The organism is Streptomyces sp. NPDC093018, from assembly GCF_040684035.1.
GTDB lineage: Bacteria > Actinomycetota > Actinomycetes > Streptomycetales > Streptomycetaceae > Streptomyces > Streptomyces murinus.
The window spans coordinates 365,308-383,271 of sequence record NZ_JBFBFF010000002.1 but is presented as its reverse complement, the minus strand read 5'-3'; the positions used below and the strand labels follow the sequence as shown (position 1 = coordinate 383,271).

Here is a 17,964-nt window from a genome sequence, read left to right as displayed (position 1 = left end):
GACTGCCCTCCTTGACGTCTTCGTCGACGTCGTCGTCGGTGCACGACCGGCGTGCGGCTCACGTCCGGGTGGTGCTGGGGAACGCGGTGACTATCTCCCGTCCTGTGAGGGCGGTCACGCTTGCGTTCATTTAGTTCACGCCAGAACCAGGGGCACACTGGCTGGCATGCGCCTTCCGTCCCTGACCCGTCCGCGCAGCCTGGCGGGCCAGCTGTTCGCCATGCAGGCGGTGCTGATAGCCGTGGTCGTGGCCGGATACGCGCTGTTCACGTACGTCAGCGACCGGCGGCAGGCGGAGGACGCGGCCGCCCGGCAGGCCACCGCGGTGGCCCGCTCGATCGCCGACTCCCCCGCGGTCCGCGCCGCGATCCGCACCCCGGACCCGACCGCGCTCCTCCAGCCGTACGCCCTGAAGGTCACCCGGGACGCCAACGTCGACTTCGTCACGATCATGAGCCCGGACGGCATCCGCTGGACGCACCCGGACCCCCGGCAGATCGGCAAGCGCTTCCTCGGCACCACCGCCCCGGCCCGCGCGGGCCGCACCTTCACCGAGACCTACACCGGCACCCTCGGCCCCTCCGTGCGGGCGGTGACCCCGGTGACGGACGGCGGCCGGATCGTCGGCCTGGTCAGCGCCGGCATCACCGTGGACCGGATAAGCGAGCGGCTCCAGGACCAGGTCACGGCGCTGCTCGGAGTGGCCGGCGGGGCGCTGCTGCTGGGCGCGGTGGGCACGTACGTCATCAATGCCCGGTTGCGCCGGCACACCCACAACATGAACGCCGCCGAGCTGAGCCGGATGCACGACTACCATCAGGCGGCGCTGCACGCGGTCCGCGAGGGGCTGCTGATGCTGGACGGGCAGTACAGGGTGGCGCTGATCAACGACGGCGGCCGGGAGCTGCTCGGGGTCGGCGAGGAGGACCAGGTGGTGGGACGGTCGGTGGCCGGGCTGGGCCTCCCGGCGCCGCTGACGGGTGCGCTGCTGTCCTCCCGGCCCCGGGTGGACGAGGTGCATCCGACCGCCTCCCGGGTGCTGGTGGTGAACACCTCCCCGGTCTCCGGCGGGGAACGCAGGGGTACCGTCGTCACCCTGCGCGATGTCACCGAACTCCAGTCGCTGATGGGTGAGTTGGACACCGAGCGGGGCTTCAGCCAGGCGCTGCGCGCACAGGCGCACGAGGCGGCGAACCGGCTGCACACCGTGGTCTCGCTGATCGAACTGGGCCGCTGCGAGGAGGCGGTGGAGTTCGCCACGGCCGAGCTGGAGCTGGCGCAGGCGCTGACCGACCAGGTGGTGGCGGCGGTCGGCGAACCGGTCCTCGCGGCGCTGCTGCTGGGCAAGACCGCGCAGGCCAACGAGCGGGGCGTGGAGCTGGTGGTGTCGCCGGACAGCAGGCTCGACGACGGGCTGCTGTCCGGCGGTCCGCCCGCGCGGGACCTGGTGACCATCCTCGGCAATCTGATCGACAACGCGGTGGACGCGGCCCAGGGCAGCGCGCGGGCGCGGGTGACCGTGACGGCGTACGCCCCGGCGGCCGGGCTGGTGCTGCGGGTCGCGGACAGCGGCCCCGGCGTCGACCCCGGCCACGCCGACCTGGTGTTCCAGCGCGGCTTCACGACCAAGCCGGCCGGGCCCGGCGGCCGGGGCCTCGGGCTCGCGCTCGTCCGGCAGGCGGTGACCCGGCACGAGGGCACGCTCACGGTCATGGACGCGGCGCCGGAGGGCGGCGCGGTGTTCGAGGTGCGGCTACCGCTGCGCCCGGCGCCGGTGGCGGCCGAGGGCGGTGCCGGATGACGGACCCGATCAGAGTGCTGGTGGTGGAGGACGACCCGGTCGCCGCCGACGCGCACGAGCTGTACGTGGGCCGGGTGCCGGGCTTCGTCGCGGTCGGCAAGGCCCGCACGGGCACGCAGGCGCGGCGCGTCCTGGACCGTACGGAGGTGGATCTGCTCCTCCTCGATCTGCATCTGCCCGATGTGCACGGGCTCCAGTTCGCCCGCTCGCTGCGCGCCGCCGGCCATCACGCGGATGTGATCGCGGTGACCTCGGCACGGGATCTGGCGATGGTGCGCGAGGGGGTCTCGCTGGGTGTCGTGCAGTACGTGCTCAAGCCGTTCACCTTCGCCACCCTGCGCGACCGGCTGGTGCGCTACGCGGAGTTCCGGGGAGCGGCGGGCGAGGCGAGCGGGCAGGACGAGGTGGACCGGGCGCTCGCGGCGCTCCGGGCGCCGGCCCCGGCCGCGCTGCCCAAGGGGCTCAGCGGACCGACGCTCCAGCGGGTGACCGGCGCGCTGCGCGAGGCGGCCGACGGGCTCACCGCGGCCGGGGCCGCCGAGGCCGTGGGCATATCGAGGATCACCGGGCGCCGCTATCTGGAGCATCTGGTGGACACCGGCCGGGCCGCCCGCAGCCCGCTGTACGGCCAGGTGGGGCGGCCGGAACTGGTCTACCGCTGGGTGTCGCAAACACCGTGAGCCCGCGGTGATCGCCAACTCCCGTTCACCGCACACGCATTGACCTGACCGGACCGCCGCTCATACCTTCACGGACACCACCGAGGCCACCCCCACGTGTGCCCGCAGGAGGTCATGCCCGTGCGCCCCACCGCCGCCCTCACCGCCCTGCTCACCACCGTCCTCGCCGCCACCGCCCTCACCGCGTGCGGCACCGGCTCCGACGAGGGACCCGACACCCTGAAGGTGTCGTACAAGCAGTCGACCGACAACTCCATCAAGGTGATGGACACCTACCTCGCCGGTATCAAGAAGCAGTTCGAGCGCGAACACCCGGGGAAGAAGGTCGAGTTCGTGCCGATCAAGGCGCCGGACTCGGAGTACTACACCAAGCTCCAGCAGATGCTGCGCTCCCCGCGCACCGCGCCCGACCTGGTCTACGAGGACACCTTCCTCATCAACTCCGACATCACCAGCGGGTACTTGAAGCCCCTCGATCCGTATCTCGCGAAGTGGCCGGACTGGGGGCGGTTCATCGGCACCGCGAAGGCCGCGGCCCGGGGGCAGGACGGGAAGACGTACGGCGTCCCGGACGGCACCGACACCCGCGGACTCTGGTTCGACAAGCGGGTGTTCCGCAAGGCCGGACTGCCCACCGACTGGCAGCCGCGGACCTGGGACGACATCCTCGCCGCCGCCCGCACCATCAAGGAAAAGGTCCCCGGTGTCACCCCGCTCAACATCTACACCGGCAAGCCCGCGGGCGAAGAGGCCACGATGCAGGGCTTCGAGGAGCTGCTGTACGGCACGAACGACGGCCGGAGCGATCCGCTGTACGACGCCACGAGCAAGAAGTGGATCGCGGCCGGCCAGGGTTTCAGGGACTCGCTGGCGTTCGTGCACAGCGTGTTCCAGGAGAAGCTGGGCCCGGACGTGTCCGACGCGCTCGACCCCAACTACTCCACCACCGTGCGCGGTGAGCTGCTCCCCGAGGGCAAGCTGGGCATCGATCTGGACGGCTCCTGGCTGCCGCAGGACTGGCTGCCGGGCAGCGGGCACGAGTGGCGGGACTGGTCCAAGGAGATCGGGCTCGCCGCCATGCCCACCCAGCACGGGCAGGCGCCGGGCAAGGTGAGCATGTCGGGCGGCTGGACCTGGTCGGTCCCGGCGCGGGCCGCCCATCCGGATCTCGCCTTCGACTTCGTCAGAACGCTCCAGACCAAGGACAACGCGCGCAAGTGGTACATCGCCAACTCCGGTATCGCGGTGCGCGAGGACGTGGCGGCGGACCCCGCGTACGTGGACGCGCAGCCCGGGATCAAGTTCTTCACCGATCTGGTGGCGACGACGCACTACCGGCCCGCGTTCCCCGCGTACCCGAGGGTGTCGACCGCGATCCAGGAGGCCATGGAGAGCGTGACCACCGGGGACCGGTCGGTGGCACAGGCGGCGGGTGACTACGACGCCGCGCTCAAGGACGTCACCGGCGGCCGGGTGGTGGGCGGGTGAGGCGTCGGGGCGCGCTGCCCGGGATCACCCGGGCGCTGCCCCTTGCCCCCGCCGTCGTCCTGCTGCTGCTCTTCCTCGCCGGACCCATCGCCTACTGCGTCCTCATCGCCTTCACCGACCTCCAGCTGACCGGTCAGGCGCACTCCTCCTTCGTGGGATTCGCCAACTTCCGCCGGGCGTTCGGGGATCCGGCGTTCCTCAACGCCGTCTGGCTGACCCTGGTGTTCACCGTGCTGTCCTCGATCGTCGGGCAGAACACCCTGGGGCTGGCGCTCGCCGCGCTGATGAAGCGGGCCTCCCGGCCGGTGCGGACGGTGGCCGGCGCGGTGGTGGTCACGGCGTGGGTGCTGCCGGAGGTGGTGGCCGGGTTCCTGCTGTACGCGTTCTTCCGGCGGGAGGGAACCCTGGACGCGATCCTCGGCTGGCTCCAACTGCCGCGCCAGAACTGGCTGTACACGCTGCCGATCCTCGCGGTGTCGTTCGCCAATGTGTGGCGCGGTACGGCCTTCTCGATGCTGGTGTACTCCGCCGCGCTGGACGAGATCCCGGCCGAGATCAGCGAGGCGGCCGAGGTGGACGGGGCGGGCGGCTGGCGGCGGCTGTGGCACATCACGCTGCCGATGATCCGCCGGTCCATCGGCACCAATCTGATGCTCAACACCCTCCAGACGCTCTCGGTGTTCGGGCTGATCTGGGTGATGACCCGGGGCGGGCCGGGCGACCGGAGCCAGACGCTGCCGCTGCTGATGTACGAACAGGCCTTCCAGAACAGCATGATCGGGTACGGCACCGCGGTCGCGCTGCTTCTGCTGCTGGTGGGGGCGCTGTTCTCGGTCGGGTATCTGCGGCTGCTGCGGACGGAGGTGTGATGGCCCCCGCCCGCACCAAGTCCCGTACCCGGGCCCGCACTCGGCCCCGCGCCCGCGCCCGCGCCGTACGGCGGCACACCGCCGACGCCTGTCTGCTGCTGGTGGCCGCGGCGTTCGCGCTGCCGCTGGCCTGGGTGGTGCTGGCCAGTGTGGACCCGGGCGCCGATCTGCGCGTCCGGGTCCCGGGCAGCCTCACCCTCGGCAACTTCCGGGCGGTCCTGACCCCGGAGATCACCTACACCCCGCTGCTCAACAGCCTGATCCTGTGCGGCTGCGCCACCGCGCTCACCGTCGGGTGCGCCGCGCTCGCCGCGTACCCGCTCTCCCGGTTCCGGTCCCGGCTCAACCGGCCGTTCCTGCTGACGATCCTCTTCGCCACCAGCCTGCCCATCACCGCGATCATGGTGCCGGTGTACGCCCTGTTCGTCCGGGTGAACCTGATCGACACCCTCCAGGGCACCATCCTGTTCTTCGCGGCGACCCAACTCCCGTTCGCCATATGGCTGATGAAGAACTTCATGGACGGCGTCCCGAAGGAGCTGGAGGAGGCCGCCTGGACCGACGGCGCCTCGGCCCCCCAGTCGCTGCTGCGCATCGTGCTGCCGCTGATGGGGCCGGGCCTCGCCGTGGTGACCGTCTTCTCGTTCGTCATGATGTGGGGCAACTTCTTCGTCCCCTTCATGCTGCTGCTCAGCCCCGACCGGATGCCGGCCTCGGTCAGCGTCAACGACTTCTTCGGCAACCGCGGCATGGTCGCCTACGGCCAGCTCGCCGCGTTCTCGGTCATCTACTCGACCCCGGTGATCCTGCTGTACGTCCTGGTCGCCCGCCGCCTCGGGAACGGCTTCGCGCTCGGGGGCGCGGTCAAGGGCTGACGCCGCGGACAGGGGCCGGCGAAGGGGGGCCGACGAAGGGGCGGGGGCTGTGCGTTCGGACAATACGTGATCCTGGCGGAACGGACCGTATCCCCCGCGCCCCACCGGGCCTACCTTGTGCGGGGTGCGCCCACCCTCCTCTCCCCCGCCGCCGCCCCCGTTCGACGCCCAGGCCGCCCGCCGGCTGCGCGGTGCCCTCGGCATGAGTCCCGAACATGTCGCCCACGCCCTGCGCTCCGCGTACGGGCTGCCCCACGTCACACCCGGGCACGTACTCGCCTGGGAGCGCGGCACCGCCACCCCGGACCACACCGAACTCGCCGCGCTCGCCGGGGCGTTGTGGTGCGACCCCGGGGAACTCCTGGACCGGCCCCGGACCCTGCGCGAGCACCGCATCGCCCGCGGCGTCGCACCGCAGGACGTCGCCCGCGCCGTCGGTATGGACCTGCCCGGGTATCTGCGGATGGAGGAGGACGGCGTCTGGCGCGGCACCGAGCGGCAGATCGGGGACCTCGTGCGGGTGCTGCGCCTCGAACCGCCGGACGTCGTGGCCGTCACCGGCCGTACGGAGCCGCTCGCCGCGCTGCTGCGCGGGGCCGTGACCACCCGCTGGCAGGCGTATGTGCGCCAGGTCGGGGAGCTGGTCGCCGTGGCGCGCCCCGACCTGGAGGAGGCGCTGCGCCGGCTGCACCGGGACTACCAGGGCAGGATGACCGCCACCCTGGGCTGGGGCGGCGGGGACACGGCGGGGGCCGCCGGGGAGGAGTTCCTGGAGCGGATCGTGGAGAACTTCTGGGCGGCCGTGCGGCGGGAGCCGTAGAACTCCCGCCGTAACAGGGCCACTTCCGGGAAACGGGGCGGTCTAGAAGACCGACTCCGCCTCGTCCATCCGGTCCTTCGGGACCGTCTTCAGCTCGGTGACCGCCTCCGCGAGCGGGACCATCTCGATGTCGGTGCCGCGCAGGGCGGTCATCCGGCCGAACTGGCCGCGGTGGGCGGCCTCCACGGCGTGCCAGCCGAAGCGGGTGGCGAGGACGCGGTCGTAGGCGGTGGGCACGCCACCGCGCTGCACATGGCCGAGGATGACCGGCTTGGCCTCCTTGCCAAGGCGGCGTTCCAGTTCGTAGGCGAGGGCGGTGCCGATGCCCTGGAAGCGCTCATGGCCGTACTGGTCGATCGCGCCCTTGCCGTAGTCCATGGTGCCCTCGGCGGGGTGGGCGCCCTCGGCGACGCAGATCACGGCGAACTTCTTGCCCCGGGAGAAGCGCTCCTCGACCATCTTGACCAGGTCCGCGGGGTCGAAGGGCCGCTCGGGCAGGCAGATGCCGTGGGCACCGGCGGCCATGCCGGACTCCAGCGCGATCCAGCCCGCGTGCCGGCCCATGACCTCGACCACCATCACCCGCTGGTGGGACTCGGCGGTGGTCTTGAGGCGGTCCATCGCCTCGGTGGCGACGCCCACCGCGGTGTCGAAGCCGAAGGTGCGGTCCGTGGCGGAGATGTCGTTGTCGATCGTCTTGGGCACGCCGACGACCGGGAGGCCCGCGTCCGAGAGCATCCGGGCCGCCGTCAGGGTGCCCTCGCCGCCGATCGGGATCAGTGCGTCGATGCCGAACTCCCCGACCATGTCGGTGGCCCGCTCGCAGGCCTCCCGCAGCCGGTCCCGCTCCAGGCGGGAGGAGCCGAGGATGGTGCCGCCGAGGGCCAGGATGCCGCCGACCGCGTCCAGGTCGAGGGCGCGGTAGTGGCGGTCGAGCAGACCCCGGTAGCCGTCCTCGAATCCGATGACCTCGTCGTCGTACTGCGTCACCGCGCGGTGCACGACCGAACGGATCACGGCGTTCAGGCCGGGGCAGTCGCCGCCTGCGGTGAGAACTCCGATGCGCATCGTGCTGTGTCTCCTGCTCGCTGTCTCGTCCGTGCGTGAGCCTTCACCGATTGTTTCACGTCCGCCGGGGAGCCTCGCGATCCTGACGGGCGCCTTATCCCGGCCGAGGGGTACTGTCAAGAGGGTTCCGCTCACCCTGGTGGGCGATTTTTATGCCGACCCTTCGACGACGATCTTTCGACGACGACCTTCGCCGATGTCCATATCGACGGCGACATGAGAAACGGAGTGGACACGTGACGCGCAGCGTGTACCTGACCGGCATCGACCGCGGCGACGGCCGCCAGGTCGTGGAGCTGGGGGTCATGGAACTGCTGACCCGGCAGGTCGACCGGGTGGGCGTCTTCCGCCCGCTCGTGCACGACGGCCCCGACCGGCTGTTCGAGCTGCTGCGGGCGCGCTACCGCCTCTCCCAGGACCCGGCGACCGTGATCGGCATGGACTACCGGGAGGCGTCCGCGATCCAGGCCGAGCAGGGCACCGACGAGCTGGTGTCCACCCTGGTCGACCGCTTCCACCAGCTGGCCCGCTCCTTCGACGTGGTCCTGGTCCTCGGCACCGACTTCGCCGCCACCCAGCTCCCCGACGAGCTGGCCCTCAACGCCCGTCTGGCCAATGAGTTCGGCGCCTCCGTGCTGCCGATCGTCGGCGGCCGCGGCCAGAACGCCGAGTCGGTGCGCGCGGAGGTCCGCAACGCCTACCGCGCCTACCACGGCCTGGGCTGCGACGTCCTCGCCATGATCGCCAACCGGGTCGCCCGCGAGGACCGCGACGAGCTGGCCGAGCGCCTTGCCTCCCGGCTGCCGGTGCCCTGCTATGTGCTGCCCGACGAGCCCGCCCTGTCCGCGCCGACCATCGCGCAGATCGCCCAGGCCCTGGACGCCCGGGTGCTGCTCGGCGACGACTCCGGGCTCGCCCGCGACGTTCTCGGCTTCGTCTTCGGCGGCGCCATGCTGCCGAACCTGCTGACCGCCCTGACCCCGGGCTGTGTGGTCATCACCCCCGGGGACCGCGCGGACCTGGTCGTCGGCGCCCTCGCCGCGCACAGCGCCGGCACCCCGCCGATAGCCGGCATGCTGCTCACCCTGGACGAGGTGCCGAGCCAGGAGATCCTGACGCTGGCCGCCCGGCTCGCCCCGGGCACCCCCGTCCTGTCGGTGCGCGGCAACAGTTTTCCGACCGCCGAGCGGCTCTTCTCCCTGGAGGGCCGGATGACGGCGGCCACCCCGCGCAAGGCGGAGACCGCGCTCGGCCTGTTCGAACGCCATGTCGACACCGCGGAGCTGGCGCGCCGTATCTCCGCGCCGAGCGGTGATCGCGTCACCCCGATGATGTTCGAGCACACGCTGCTGGAGCGGGCCCGCACCGACCGGCGCCGGGTGGTGCTCCCGGAGGGCACCGAGGAGCGGGTGCTGCACGCGGCCGAGGTGCTGATGCGCCGGGGTGTGTGCGACCTGACCCTGCTCGGGCCCGTCGACCAGATCCGCAAGAAGGCCGCCGACCTGGGCATCGACCTCGGTGACACCCAGCTGATCGACCCGGCCACCTCCGAGCTGCGCGACGGCTTCGCCGAGAAGTACGCGGCCCTGCGCGCCCACAAGGGCGTCACGGTGGAGCTGGCGTACGACGTCGTCACGGACGTGAACTACTTCGGCACCCTGATGGTCGAGGAGGGCCTCGCCGACGGCATGGTCTCCGGCTCGGTGCACTCCACCGCGGCCACCATCCGGCCGGCCTTCGAGATCATCAAGACCCGTCCGGAGGCCGAGATCGTCTCCTCGGTGTTCTTCATGTGCCTGGCCGACAAGGTGCTGGTCTACGGCGACTGCGCGGTCAACCCCGACCCGGACGCCGAGCAGCTCGCCGACATCGCCGTCCAGTCGGCCGCCACGGCGGCCCGGTTCGGGGTGGAGCCGCGGATCGCGATGCTGTCGTACTCCACCGGCACCTCCGGCACCGGCGCCGATGTCGACAAGGTGCGCGCGGCCACCGAGCTGGTGCGCGCCCGCCGGCCCGATCTGAAGATCGAGGGGCCGATCCAGTACGACGCCGCCGTGGAGCCCACGGTCGCCGCGACCAAGCTGCCGGGCTCCGAGGTCGCCGGGCAGGCCACGGTGCTGATCTTCCCGGACCTGAACACCGGCAACAACACCTACAAGGCCGTGCAGCGCTCGGCCGGCGCGATCGCCGTCGGCCCGGTCCTCCAGGGGCTGAACAAGCCGGTCAACGATCTGTCCCGGGGCGCCCTGGTGCCGGACATCGTGACCACCGTCGCCATCACCGCCATCCAGGCCCAGACCTCCGCAGACCGAGCAGAAGCAGACCGAGCAGAAAGCGTGCCTGCACCGTGACCGCGACCCGTGTCCTCGTCCTCAACTCCGGCTCCTCGTCGCTGAAGTACCAGCTGCTCGACATGCGGGACGCGAGCCGGCTCGCGCTCGGTCTGGTCGAGCGGATCGGCGAGCAGACCTCCCGGCTCAAGCACACCTGCGTCGGCACCGGTGAGACCCGTGAGCAGAACGGCCCGATCGCCGACCACGACGCCGCGCTCAAGGCGGTCGCCGAGGAGCTGGCCCGGGACGGCATCGGCCTGGACTCGCCGGACCTGCTGGCGATCGGGCACCGGGTGGTGCACGGCGGGATGTTCTTCACCGAGCCCACCGTCATCGACGACGAGGTGATCACCGAGATCGAGCGGCTGATCCCGGTCGCCCCGCTGCACAACCCGGCCAACCTGACCGGTATCCGCACCGCCCGCGCGCTGCGCCCCGATCTGCCGCAGGTCGCCGTGTTCGACACCGCGTTCCACACCACGATGCCGGAGTCCAGCGCGCGCTACGCGATCGACCCGCGGCTCGCCGACCGCTACCGGGTGCGCCGCTACGGCTTCCACGGCACCTCGCACGCCTATGTGTCCCGCGAGACGGCCCGGCTGCTGGGCAAGGACCCCGCCGAGGTCAATGTGATCGTGCTGCACCTCGGCAACGGCGCCTCCGCGTCCGCGGTGGAGCGGGGCCGGTGCGTGGACACCTCCATGGGGCTCACGCCTTTGGAGGGGCTGGTGATGGGTACGCGCTCCGGTGATCTGGATCCCGCCGTCATCTTCCATTTGGCACGGGTTGGCGGAATGTCCATGGACGAGATCGACACTCTTCTCAACAAGAGGAGCGGTCTGTTCGGTCTGTGCGGGGACAACGACATGCGGGAGATCCGCCGCCGGATCGACGAGGGCGACCGGGAAGCCGCTCTCGCCTTCGACATTTACATTCACCGGCTGAAGAAGTACATCGGCGCCTATTACGCCGTCCTCGGGACGGTGGACGCGATCGTGTTCACCGCCGGGGTCGGGGAGAACGCGGCGCCCGTGCGGCAGGCGGCGATCGCGGGCCTGGAGGGGCTGGGCGCGGCGGTCGACCCGGAGCTGAACTCCGTACGCGGCGACGGGGCGCGGCTGATTTCGCCCGCGTCCGCGCGGGTGGCCGTGGCCGTGGTGCCGACGGATGAAGAACTGGAGATCGCGACGCAGACCTACGCACTGGTCGGAAAGAGCAATTGAGCAGCACCTGAGCAGGACTCCTCTCATTTGTATCTTCCGCCAGACGGAATATTCCGTAGCGAAACAAACCGATAGGATCGCTCCATGCGCCGTTCGAAAATCGTCTGTACTCTCGGCCCCGCGGTCGACTCCCACGAGAAGCTCGTCGCCATGATCGAGGCGGGCATGAACGTGGCCCGCTTCAACTTCAGCCACGGCTCCCACGCCGAGCACCAGGCGCGGTACGACCGCGTCCGGGCGGCGGCCGAGGAGACCGGCCGGCCCATCGGCGTCCTCGCGGACCTCCAGGGCCCGAAGATCCGCCTGGAGACGTTCGCCGAGGGCCCGGTCGAGCTGGAGCGCGGCGACGAGTTCGTCATCACCACCGAGGACGTGCCCGGCGACCGGCACATCTGCGGGACGACGTACAAGGGGCTGCCGGGCGATGTCTCGCGCGGCGACCAGGTCCTGATCAACGACGGCAACGTCGAGCTGAAGGTCGTGGACGTGGCGGGCCCCCGGGTCCGGACGATCGTGATCGAGGGCGGTGTCGTCTCCGACCACAAGGGCATCAACCTGCCCGGCGCGGCCGTCAACGTGCCCGCGCTGAGCGAGAAGGACATCGAGGACCTGCGGTTCGCGCTGCGCATGGGCTGCGACATGGTCGCGCTGTCCTTCGTGCGGGACGCCAAGGACGTCCAGGACGTGCACCGCGTCATGGACGAGGAGGGCCGCCGGGTCCCGGTCATCGCCAAGGTGGAGAAGCCCCAGGCGGTGGAGAACATGCAGGACGTCGTCAACGCGTTCGACGCCGTGATGGTGGCCCGGGGTGACCTCGCGGTGGAGTACCCGCTGGAGAAGGTCCCGATGGTGCAGAAGCGCCTGATCGAGCTGTGCCGGCGCAACGCCAAGCCGGTGATCGTGGCGACCCAGATGATGGAGTCGATGATCACCAACTCCCGTCCGACCCGCGCCGAGGCCTCCGACGTGGCCAACGCGATCCTGGACGGCGCCGACGCGGTGATGCTGTCCGCCGAGTCCTCGGTGGGCGCCTACCCGGTCGAGACGGTCAAGACGATGTCGAAGATCGTCCAGGCCGCCGAGCAGGAACTGCTCTCCAAGGGCCTGCAGCCGCTGGTGCCGGGCAAGAAGCCGCGCACGCAGGGCGGTTCGGTGGCCCGCGCGGCCTGCGAGATCGCCGACTTCCTCGGCGCCCGTGGCCTGGTCGCGTTCACGCAGTCCGGTGACACCGCGCGCCGCCTGTCGCGCTATCGCGCCGCCCAGCCGATCCTCGCCTTCACCACCGAGGAGTCCACCCGCAACCAGCTCACGCTGAGCTGGGGCGTGGAGCCGTACGTGGTGCCGTTCGTGGACACCACCGACGACATGGTCGACCAGGTGGACCAGGAGCTGGCCAGGCTGGCCCGCTTCGAGAAGGGTGCCACCGTGGTCATCACGGCCGGCTCGCCCCCCGGCGTCCCCGGCACCACCAACATGATCCGGGTGCACCACCTGGGCACCGACAACTGACGCGACCCGCACGGGTCTTGTACGGCGCTGAGGGCGCCCCCTGCGAACAGGGGGCGCCCTCTGCGGTGTTGCGGCTCCCGGACGGGTCTGGGGGACCGGTCAGCCGGTCGTGTACACATGCATCCCGGGCACGTGCAGGCTGCCGCCGAACTGGGCGGCCTGGGTCACCTTCACATTGGTGAAGTAGATCAGCGGGAGGTTCAGCGGGGGCGGGCTGTCGGGGGTGAACGTCATCGGGATCAGACCGAACAGGTTGCCCGAGATCGACTCGGTGTACATCACGGTCTTGCCGTCGCGGATGGTCGACGTCGAGCCCTTGGACGCCTGGACGTGGTACGTCTTGCCGGACAGCGAGTCGTGCACCGTCTGATGCAGGTCGCCGATGTCGGTGCCGTCGGAGATGACGTACTTCAGCACCTTCTTGGTGGTGCCGCCCGCGGTCTTCACCTCGACGATGCCCTGGTAGTCGGCGCCCTTGAGCAGCAGCGAGCTGGCCTGGAGGTACCAGGGGTCGTTCGCCACCGGCACCGGGTTGTCGACGCCGCCCTCGTCGGTGGTGGCCGCCGGGCAGTCCTCGGCCGAGGGGCTCGCGCTGGTGGTCGGGCTCGGGGTCGCCGAGTCCGCCGTGTCCTTGACCGCCTTGCCCGCGCCCTCGGCCGCCTTGCCCGCGTCGCCGACCGTCTTGGAGACCGTGCCGGTGGTGTTCTTCACCGTGTCCCCGACCGTCTTGGCGGCCTTGGAGGTGGTGTCCTTGACGGTGTCGGACAGCTTCGTGCCGGACGACGACGCCGTGGAACCGGACGCGGACGGCGACGGGCTCGCCGAGGGCGTGGCGCTCGCGGACGGCGTGGCGGTGTCCTGCTTGCCGCCGGTGAGGATGTTCCCGAGGGTGTCGCCGATGGTGCCGAGGAGTCCGCCGCCGCCGCTCTGGCTCGGCGACGCGCTCGGCGTCGTCGTACCGGAGCCGGAGCCCGTACCCGAGCCGGAGGTCTCGGTCGGCTTCGGCGCGGTCTTGCCCGCGGAACCCGAACCCGAGTCCGAACCCGAGCCGGAGCCCGCGTCCTTGGACGGCGAGCCGGACGGGTCCTCGGCGGAGTCCTTGCCGGTGTCCTTCGTCGCGTCGCCGCTCGGCGAGGACGTCGGCGTCGGCGCCTCGGTGGACTTGGTGGCCGAGGGCGACGGCGAGGACGAGGGGTCCTTGCTGTCGTCCAGCGCCTTGACGCAGTCCTTGTACTCGTCCGCCGTCAGGCTCTTGGCCGCGGGCGAGGAGGCCGGGCCGCCGCCGTTGCCCGCCGCGAGGGCGAGCGTGGAGGTGAAGCCCATGCCCATGAGCACGGCCGTCGGCATCGCCACGGTGGCTATCGCCTTGCCGGCCGGCATGTGGAACCTGGTGAACAGCGGCTTTCTGGGGGCCGCGTGGCGGGCTCCGGTTCTCCCGCGGGACTCGTCCGCGTCACTCCCGCGGCTCACCTCGTCAGCCGGCACTGTGCCTCCCGTTCGCCCCGTTGGCCGGGCTCGTTCCTGACAGGTCGTTCGGCTCGTACGTACCGTCCGTGCGCTGGTCGGGCAGCGGCGCGGCCTCGGGCGCACCGCCCATGCCCGGGGCGGCCTCACCGGCCGCCGACTCCGGTCCGCCGGGCTCGCCCGGCGCCCATGCGACGGCCATCGCCCCGCCGATGAGGGAGAACAGGAAGCCGAGGACGAATCCACCGAAGTTGGACACGGGGAGGGACACCAGCGCCAGCAGGATCGCGGCGACTCCCGCGAAGGTCCGCACATGCTTCTGGAACCAGAGGCTGATGCCCAGCACGACGAGCAGCACACCGATGATCAGGGATCCCGCTCCCGCGGTGGTCGCCATCGCCAGCGTGAGGTGTCCCAGCTGGAGGTGGGCGTACGGGAAGTACATGATCGGAAAGCCGCCGAGCAAGACGAACAGACCTGCCCAGAACGGCCGCGCGCCCCGCCAGGCGCGGAACTGCTGCCTCCGGACATCGAACTGGCCGGGGTCGGCGGCAGGGGTCTCGGCGCTCATGGAAAACAGCTCCCTGGTGCGGCATTGCTGTGGTGATGACGTGTGCCACGTGTGAAGACGCGGCGGATGTGGCGCGGGCGGGGGCGCCGTCGGCTCCCCCGCCCGTCAACGAGTGCCTAGTAGCACTCGTGCGTGCCCGCCTGCACGGACATGTGCAGACCACTGAGCTTGAAGGTGCCGGCCGTGGTCGCCCACGCCGTCTGCTTCACACCGGTCAGCGTGGCCGAGTCGGCCTGCTGGGCGAAGCCGAACGGGTTGGCCTGCTCCTTGCCACCCTTCATGCCAGGACCCTTGCCGGCGTCCTGGGCGGCAACACCGATGTCGATGTTGTTGAAGGTGGCGTCGGCGCTCAGGTCGTCGACGTCGATGTACAGCTGGCTGGCCTCGACCGGCTTGTCCGCGCCCGCCTTCAGCACGAGGCTGACCGAACCCAGCACCGGGATGTTCGGCGTGACGACCGACTGGCACATGTTCGTGATCTCGGCCGAGTTGAAGGCCGAGACCGCGACCGGGTGGGTCGTCTGGCCACCGCTGAGGGTGTAGCCGTTGTCGAGCGCGCCGTACTGCTCGAAGCCCTTACCGACCAGCTTGTCGGCGGACACCTTGAAGGACTGCCCGGACACGCTGAACGAGGCGGCCAGCGCACCCTGAGCAAGGGCGACACCTATACACGCCGTGGCGGCGACGCTGGGCACCATGACCACAGCGAACCGCTTCCATCTGGTCCCGCCACGCACCTGGGACTCCATATTTCCTCCTTCTCGGACGTACATCTCCTGGCCCGGACTCGCCCACGTACGGCGGCCCAGCCGGGCAGGGATGGGAGAAGTGCTACGTCCTCGGGAAGGAGAGCGCCTGTACCCGGAGGCGCGTACGCGCCCGAATCACCGGCGATCACCCCCGAGCGACAACCACTGGTCGCGCCTGACACACATCACGCACAACCCTGCCGGGCAGGCTTCGCCGGCCGGCGAAGACCCCCCTGCCCGAGAGCCGGCGCCACTGCCGCCGGCTCTGCTCGGTGGGGACCCAGAGTCTCCCTCGCCCCGACCGGATGCCGGGGTACGGGAATGGACCGAGCGTCGCCGATCGTGGTGCAAATTGGCCGCCCGCACAAGGGGGTTCGTTACTGGCTAGTAACGGGCGGATAACCGAGAAACGACCGGGTGATCTCGGAGGGCGACACTCAGTCGCAACACAGGGCAGAGCAAAGCCGTTGATCTCTGTACGAAACCAGACAGATCAACGGCCTTGATTTACTCGGAGTAACAGCCGCCCCGATTGCCAAGATTTGGTAAAGCGGAGCGGCCTCAACGCCTTGTCGGCAAACCTTTCACCCCGGCGTCACAGGCCGTGGCGTTTAGCGACTGGTCAGAAAAGCGCCCGCGCGAGCGCCCTGCGAGCGCCGATCACCCGGGGGTCCTCGGAGCCCACGACCTCGAAGAGTTCCAGGAGGCGGAGACGTACCGCGTCCCGGTCGTCACCCGCCGTGCGCTGCACCGTCTCGATCAACCGCCCGAAGGCGTCCTCGACATGACCGCCCACCAGATCCAGGTCCGCGGCGGCGATCTGCGCGTCCGCGTCCTTGGGCTTCTCGGCCGCCTCCCGGCGCACCTTCTGCGGGTCCATGCCCTGCACCCGGCGCAGCAACTCGGCCTGCGCGAGACCGAGTTTGGCCTCGGGGTGGGCCGGGTCATCGGCCAGCACATTCTGGTACGCGGTGACCGCGCCGTCCAGGTCGCCGGCGTCCAGGGCCTGGGCGGCCGCGTTCAGCAGCGCCTCGTACGGACCCACCGGGGCCTCGGCGCCCGCACCGGGGGTGCCGCCCGGCTGCGCGTCCGGGTCGACGGTCAGACCGGTCAGACCGAAGCGCTCCTCGGCGACCTGCACCAACTGGTCGAGGGTCCCGCGGATCTGCTCCTCACCGGCCGTCCCCTGGAACAGGGGCAGGGCCTGGCCCGCCACGACGGCGAACACCGCCGGGATGCCCTGCACCCCGAACTGCTGCATCAGCATCTGATTGGCGTCGACGTCGATCTTGGCGAGGAGGAAGCGACCGGCGTACTCGACGGCCAGTCGCTCCAGGACCGGGCTCAGCTGCTTGCAGGGCTGACACCACTCGGCCCAGAAGTCGATGACGACGGGCACCTCGGCGGAGCGCTGGAGGACCTCGCGCTCGAAGCCCGCCTCATCGACGTCGATGACGAGATCGGCCGGGGAGACGGCACCCGTGCCGCCCTGCCGGGCCGCTTCGGCGCGCGTCTGCTCGGCCTTGGCCTTGGCCTCCTGGGCCGCCTTCACCGCGGCGAGGTCGACCACGCCGCTCATGGACATGTTCCGTGGCTGCATGCGTCTATCCTCCCCCGATCCCGCGTCTGAAGAAAAAAGCGTCGATGTCCGGCGCCGGGTCCCCACCCGCGCCGTGCCGTTCTGCCCGCCTACGTCCGTCGCGTCCGCCCGCGTACGTCCGTCGCGAGCTTTCGCTACGACCCGTAGCGTAATGGCAATGAGGGGTCGGGCGACACCGCGTTCCGGTGATCTCCCTCACGAGGCCACGGATCCGGCCGCCACCGGCCGGTTATGGTCGGGGGATGCAGAGCCGCACCCCCGCCAGCCGTCCCGGGCGCCCGCGCAGCGCCACCGCGGACGCCGCGATCCTGGCCGCGACCCGGGAAGCGCTGGTGGAGCTGGGCTGGTCCAAACTCACGCTCCAGGACGTGGCGATGCGCGCGGGGGTCGCGAAGACCACGCTGTACCGCCGCTGGGCCGGCAAGAACGAGCTGGTCGTCGACGCGGTCGCGGAACTCTTCGACGAGCTGCGGCTGCCGGACGCGGGCAGCCTGGCCGCGGACATCGAGGGCGTGGTCCTGCAGTTCGCGGCGCTCCTGGACCGCCCCGAGTGCCGCAGCGGTCTGATGGCGGTGGTCGCGGAGTCGACCCGCGACGAACCCCTGCGCGAACGCATCCGCGCCTCGGTCGTGGAACGCCAGAAACGCCTGGTCGTCGAGGGCCGCTCGCGCGCCCAGGCCCGCGGTGAACTCCCCCCGGAATCCGACCCCGAGGAAACCGCCCGCACCATCGACCTCACCTTCGACATGGTCGCCGGCGCCGTCGTCCACCGGACCCTGGTCAGCGGCAAACCGGCCGACGGCCCCTGGATCCGGAGCTTCATCAGAGTGCTGCTGCTGGGGTTGTCGGCCCCGGCGTGACGGCCCGGGACCGTTCCCGGAAGCGGCCGGAACGGTCCGGACCGACGCGCGTTC

Annotated in this window: 15 protein-coding genes; 10 read left to right on the top strand and 5 right to left on the bottom strand. The window is 70.9% G+C overall.

Annotated elements, in window-relative coordinates; all coding sequences use genetic code 11:
* Positions 1-166 precede the first annotated feature (166 nt).
* From AB0N90_RS05650 to AB0N90_RS05625, 6 genes are all read left to right on the top strand, one after another.
* Positions 167-1,801, top strand: a complete 1,635-nt coding sequence (locus AB0N90_RS05650) for a sensor histidine kinase (protein WP_365193199.1) — start codon at positions 167-169, stop codon at positions 1,799-1,801.
* The gene (locus tag AB0N90_RS05645; protein ID WP_365193197.1) at positions 1,798-2,481 is read left to right on the top strand and encodes a response regulator; all 684 of its coding nucleotides are present in this window, start codon (positions 1,798-1,800) and stop codon (positions 2,479-2,481) included. The genes AB0N90_RS05650 and AB0N90_RS05645 overlap by 4 nt, the downstream gene beginning before the upstream one ends.
* A gap of 114 nt (positions 2,482-2,595) precedes the next feature.
* On the top strand, positions 2,596-3,969 hold the full coding sequence (locus AB0N90_RS05640) for an extracellular solute-binding protein (RefSeq protein WP_365193195.1): 1,374 nt from the start codon (positions 2,596-2,598) through the stop codon (positions 3,967-3,969).
* On the top strand, positions 3,966-4,838 hold the full coding sequence (locus tag AB0N90_RS05635) for a sugar ABC transporter permease (protein WP_365193193.1): 873 nt from the start codon (positions 3,966-3,968) through the stop codon (positions 4,836-4,838). The genes AB0N90_RS05640 and AB0N90_RS05635 overlap by 4 nt, the downstream gene beginning before the upstream one ends.
* A complete protein-coding gene (locus tag AB0N90_RS05630) occupies positions 4,838-5,713 on the top strand; it encodes a carbohydrate ABC transporter permease (protein WP_365193192.1) in 876 nt (291 codons plus the stop codon). Before AB0N90_RS05635 ends, AB0N90_RS05630 begins: the two co-directional genes overlap by 1 nt.
* A gap of 124 nt (positions 5,714-5,837) precedes the next feature.
* On the top strand, positions 5,838-6,533 hold the full coding sequence (locus AB0N90_RS05625) for a helix-turn-helix domain-containing protein (protein ID WP_365193190.1): 696 nt from the start codon (positions 5,838-5,840) through the stop codon (positions 6,531-6,533).
* Between the two features lie 42 nt (positions 6,534-6,575).
* On the opposite strand, the gene AB0N90_RS05620 is transcribed toward AB0N90_RS05625, so the two are convergent.
* The gene (locus tag AB0N90_RS05620; protein ID WP_085566617.1) at positions 6,576-7,601 is read right to left on the bottom strand and encodes an ATP-dependent 6-phosphofructokinase; all 1,026 of its coding nucleotides are present in this window, start codon (positions 7,599-7,601) and stop codon (positions 6,576-6,578) included.
* A gap of 236 nt (positions 7,602-7,837) precedes the next feature.
* Here AB0N90_RS05620 and pta point away from each other — a divergent pair, with 236 nt between their 5' ends.
* From pta to pyk, 3 genes are all read left to right on the top strand, one after another.
* The gene (pta, locus tag AB0N90_RS05615) at positions 7,838-9,952 is read left to right on the top strand and encodes a phosphate acetyltransferase (protein ID WP_365193188.1); all 2,115 of its coding nucleotides are present in this window, start codon (positions 7,838-7,840) and stop codon (positions 9,950-9,952) included.
* Positions 9,949-11,157: an acetate kinase gene (locus tag AB0N90_RS05610; protein ID WP_361674529.1), complete on the top strand. Its 1,209-nt coding sequence runs from the start codon at positions 9,949-9,951 to the stop codon at positions 11,155-11,157. Before pta ends, AB0N90_RS05610 begins: the two co-directional genes overlap by 4 nt.
* An 84-nt stretch (positions 11,158-11,241) precedes the next feature.
* Positions 11,242-12,666: a pyruvate kinase gene (gene pyk / locus AB0N90_RS05605; RefSeq protein WP_365193186.1), complete on the top strand. Its 1,425-nt coding sequence runs from the start codon at positions 11,242-11,244 to the stop codon at positions 12,664-12,666.
* Between the two features lie 99 nt (positions 12,667-12,765).
* Here pyk and AB0N90_RS05600 read toward each other — a convergent pair whose 3' ends face one another.
* From AB0N90_RS05600 to AB0N90_RS05585, 4 genes are all read right to left on the bottom strand, one after another.
* Entirely contained in the window at positions 12,766-14,151 is a 1,386-nt protein-coding gene (locus AB0N90_RS05600) for a hypothetical protein (RefSeq protein ID WP_365193184.1), read from the bottom strand.
* Positions 14,141-14,701 carry a DUF6114 domain-containing protein gene (locus tag AB0N90_RS05595; protein ID WP_365193182.1) on the bottom strand — a complete coding sequence of 187 codons (561 nt, stop codon included), beginning with the start codon at positions 14,699-14,701 and terminating at the stop codon, positions 14,141-14,143. Before AB0N90_RS05595 ends, AB0N90_RS05600 begins: the two co-directional genes overlap by 11 nt.
* A gap of 116 nt (positions 14,702-14,817) precedes the next feature.
* Positions 14,818-15,450 carry a DUF6230 family protein gene (locus AB0N90_RS05590; protein WP_086810437.1) on the bottom strand — a complete coding sequence of 211 codons (633 nt, stop codon included), beginning with the start codon at positions 15,448-15,450 and terminating at the stop codon, positions 14,818-14,820.
* 622 nt (positions 15,451-16,072) lie between these two features.
* Positions 16,073-17,050, bottom strand: coding sequence for a tetratricopeptide repeat protein (locus tag AB0N90_RS05585; protein ID WP_365193180.1), 978 nt, complete (start codon positions 17,048-17,050; stop codon positions 16,073-16,075).
* 242 nt (positions 17,051-17,292) lie between these two features.
* Here AB0N90_RS05585 and AB0N90_RS05580 point away from each other — a divergent pair, with 242 nt between their 5' ends.
* Positions 17,293-17,910, top strand: coding sequence for a TetR/AcrR family transcriptional regulator (locus AB0N90_RS05580; RefSeq protein WP_037656446.1), 618 nt, complete (start codon positions 17,293-17,295; stop codon positions 17,908-17,910).
* Positions 17,911-17,964 lie beyond the last annotated feature (54 nt).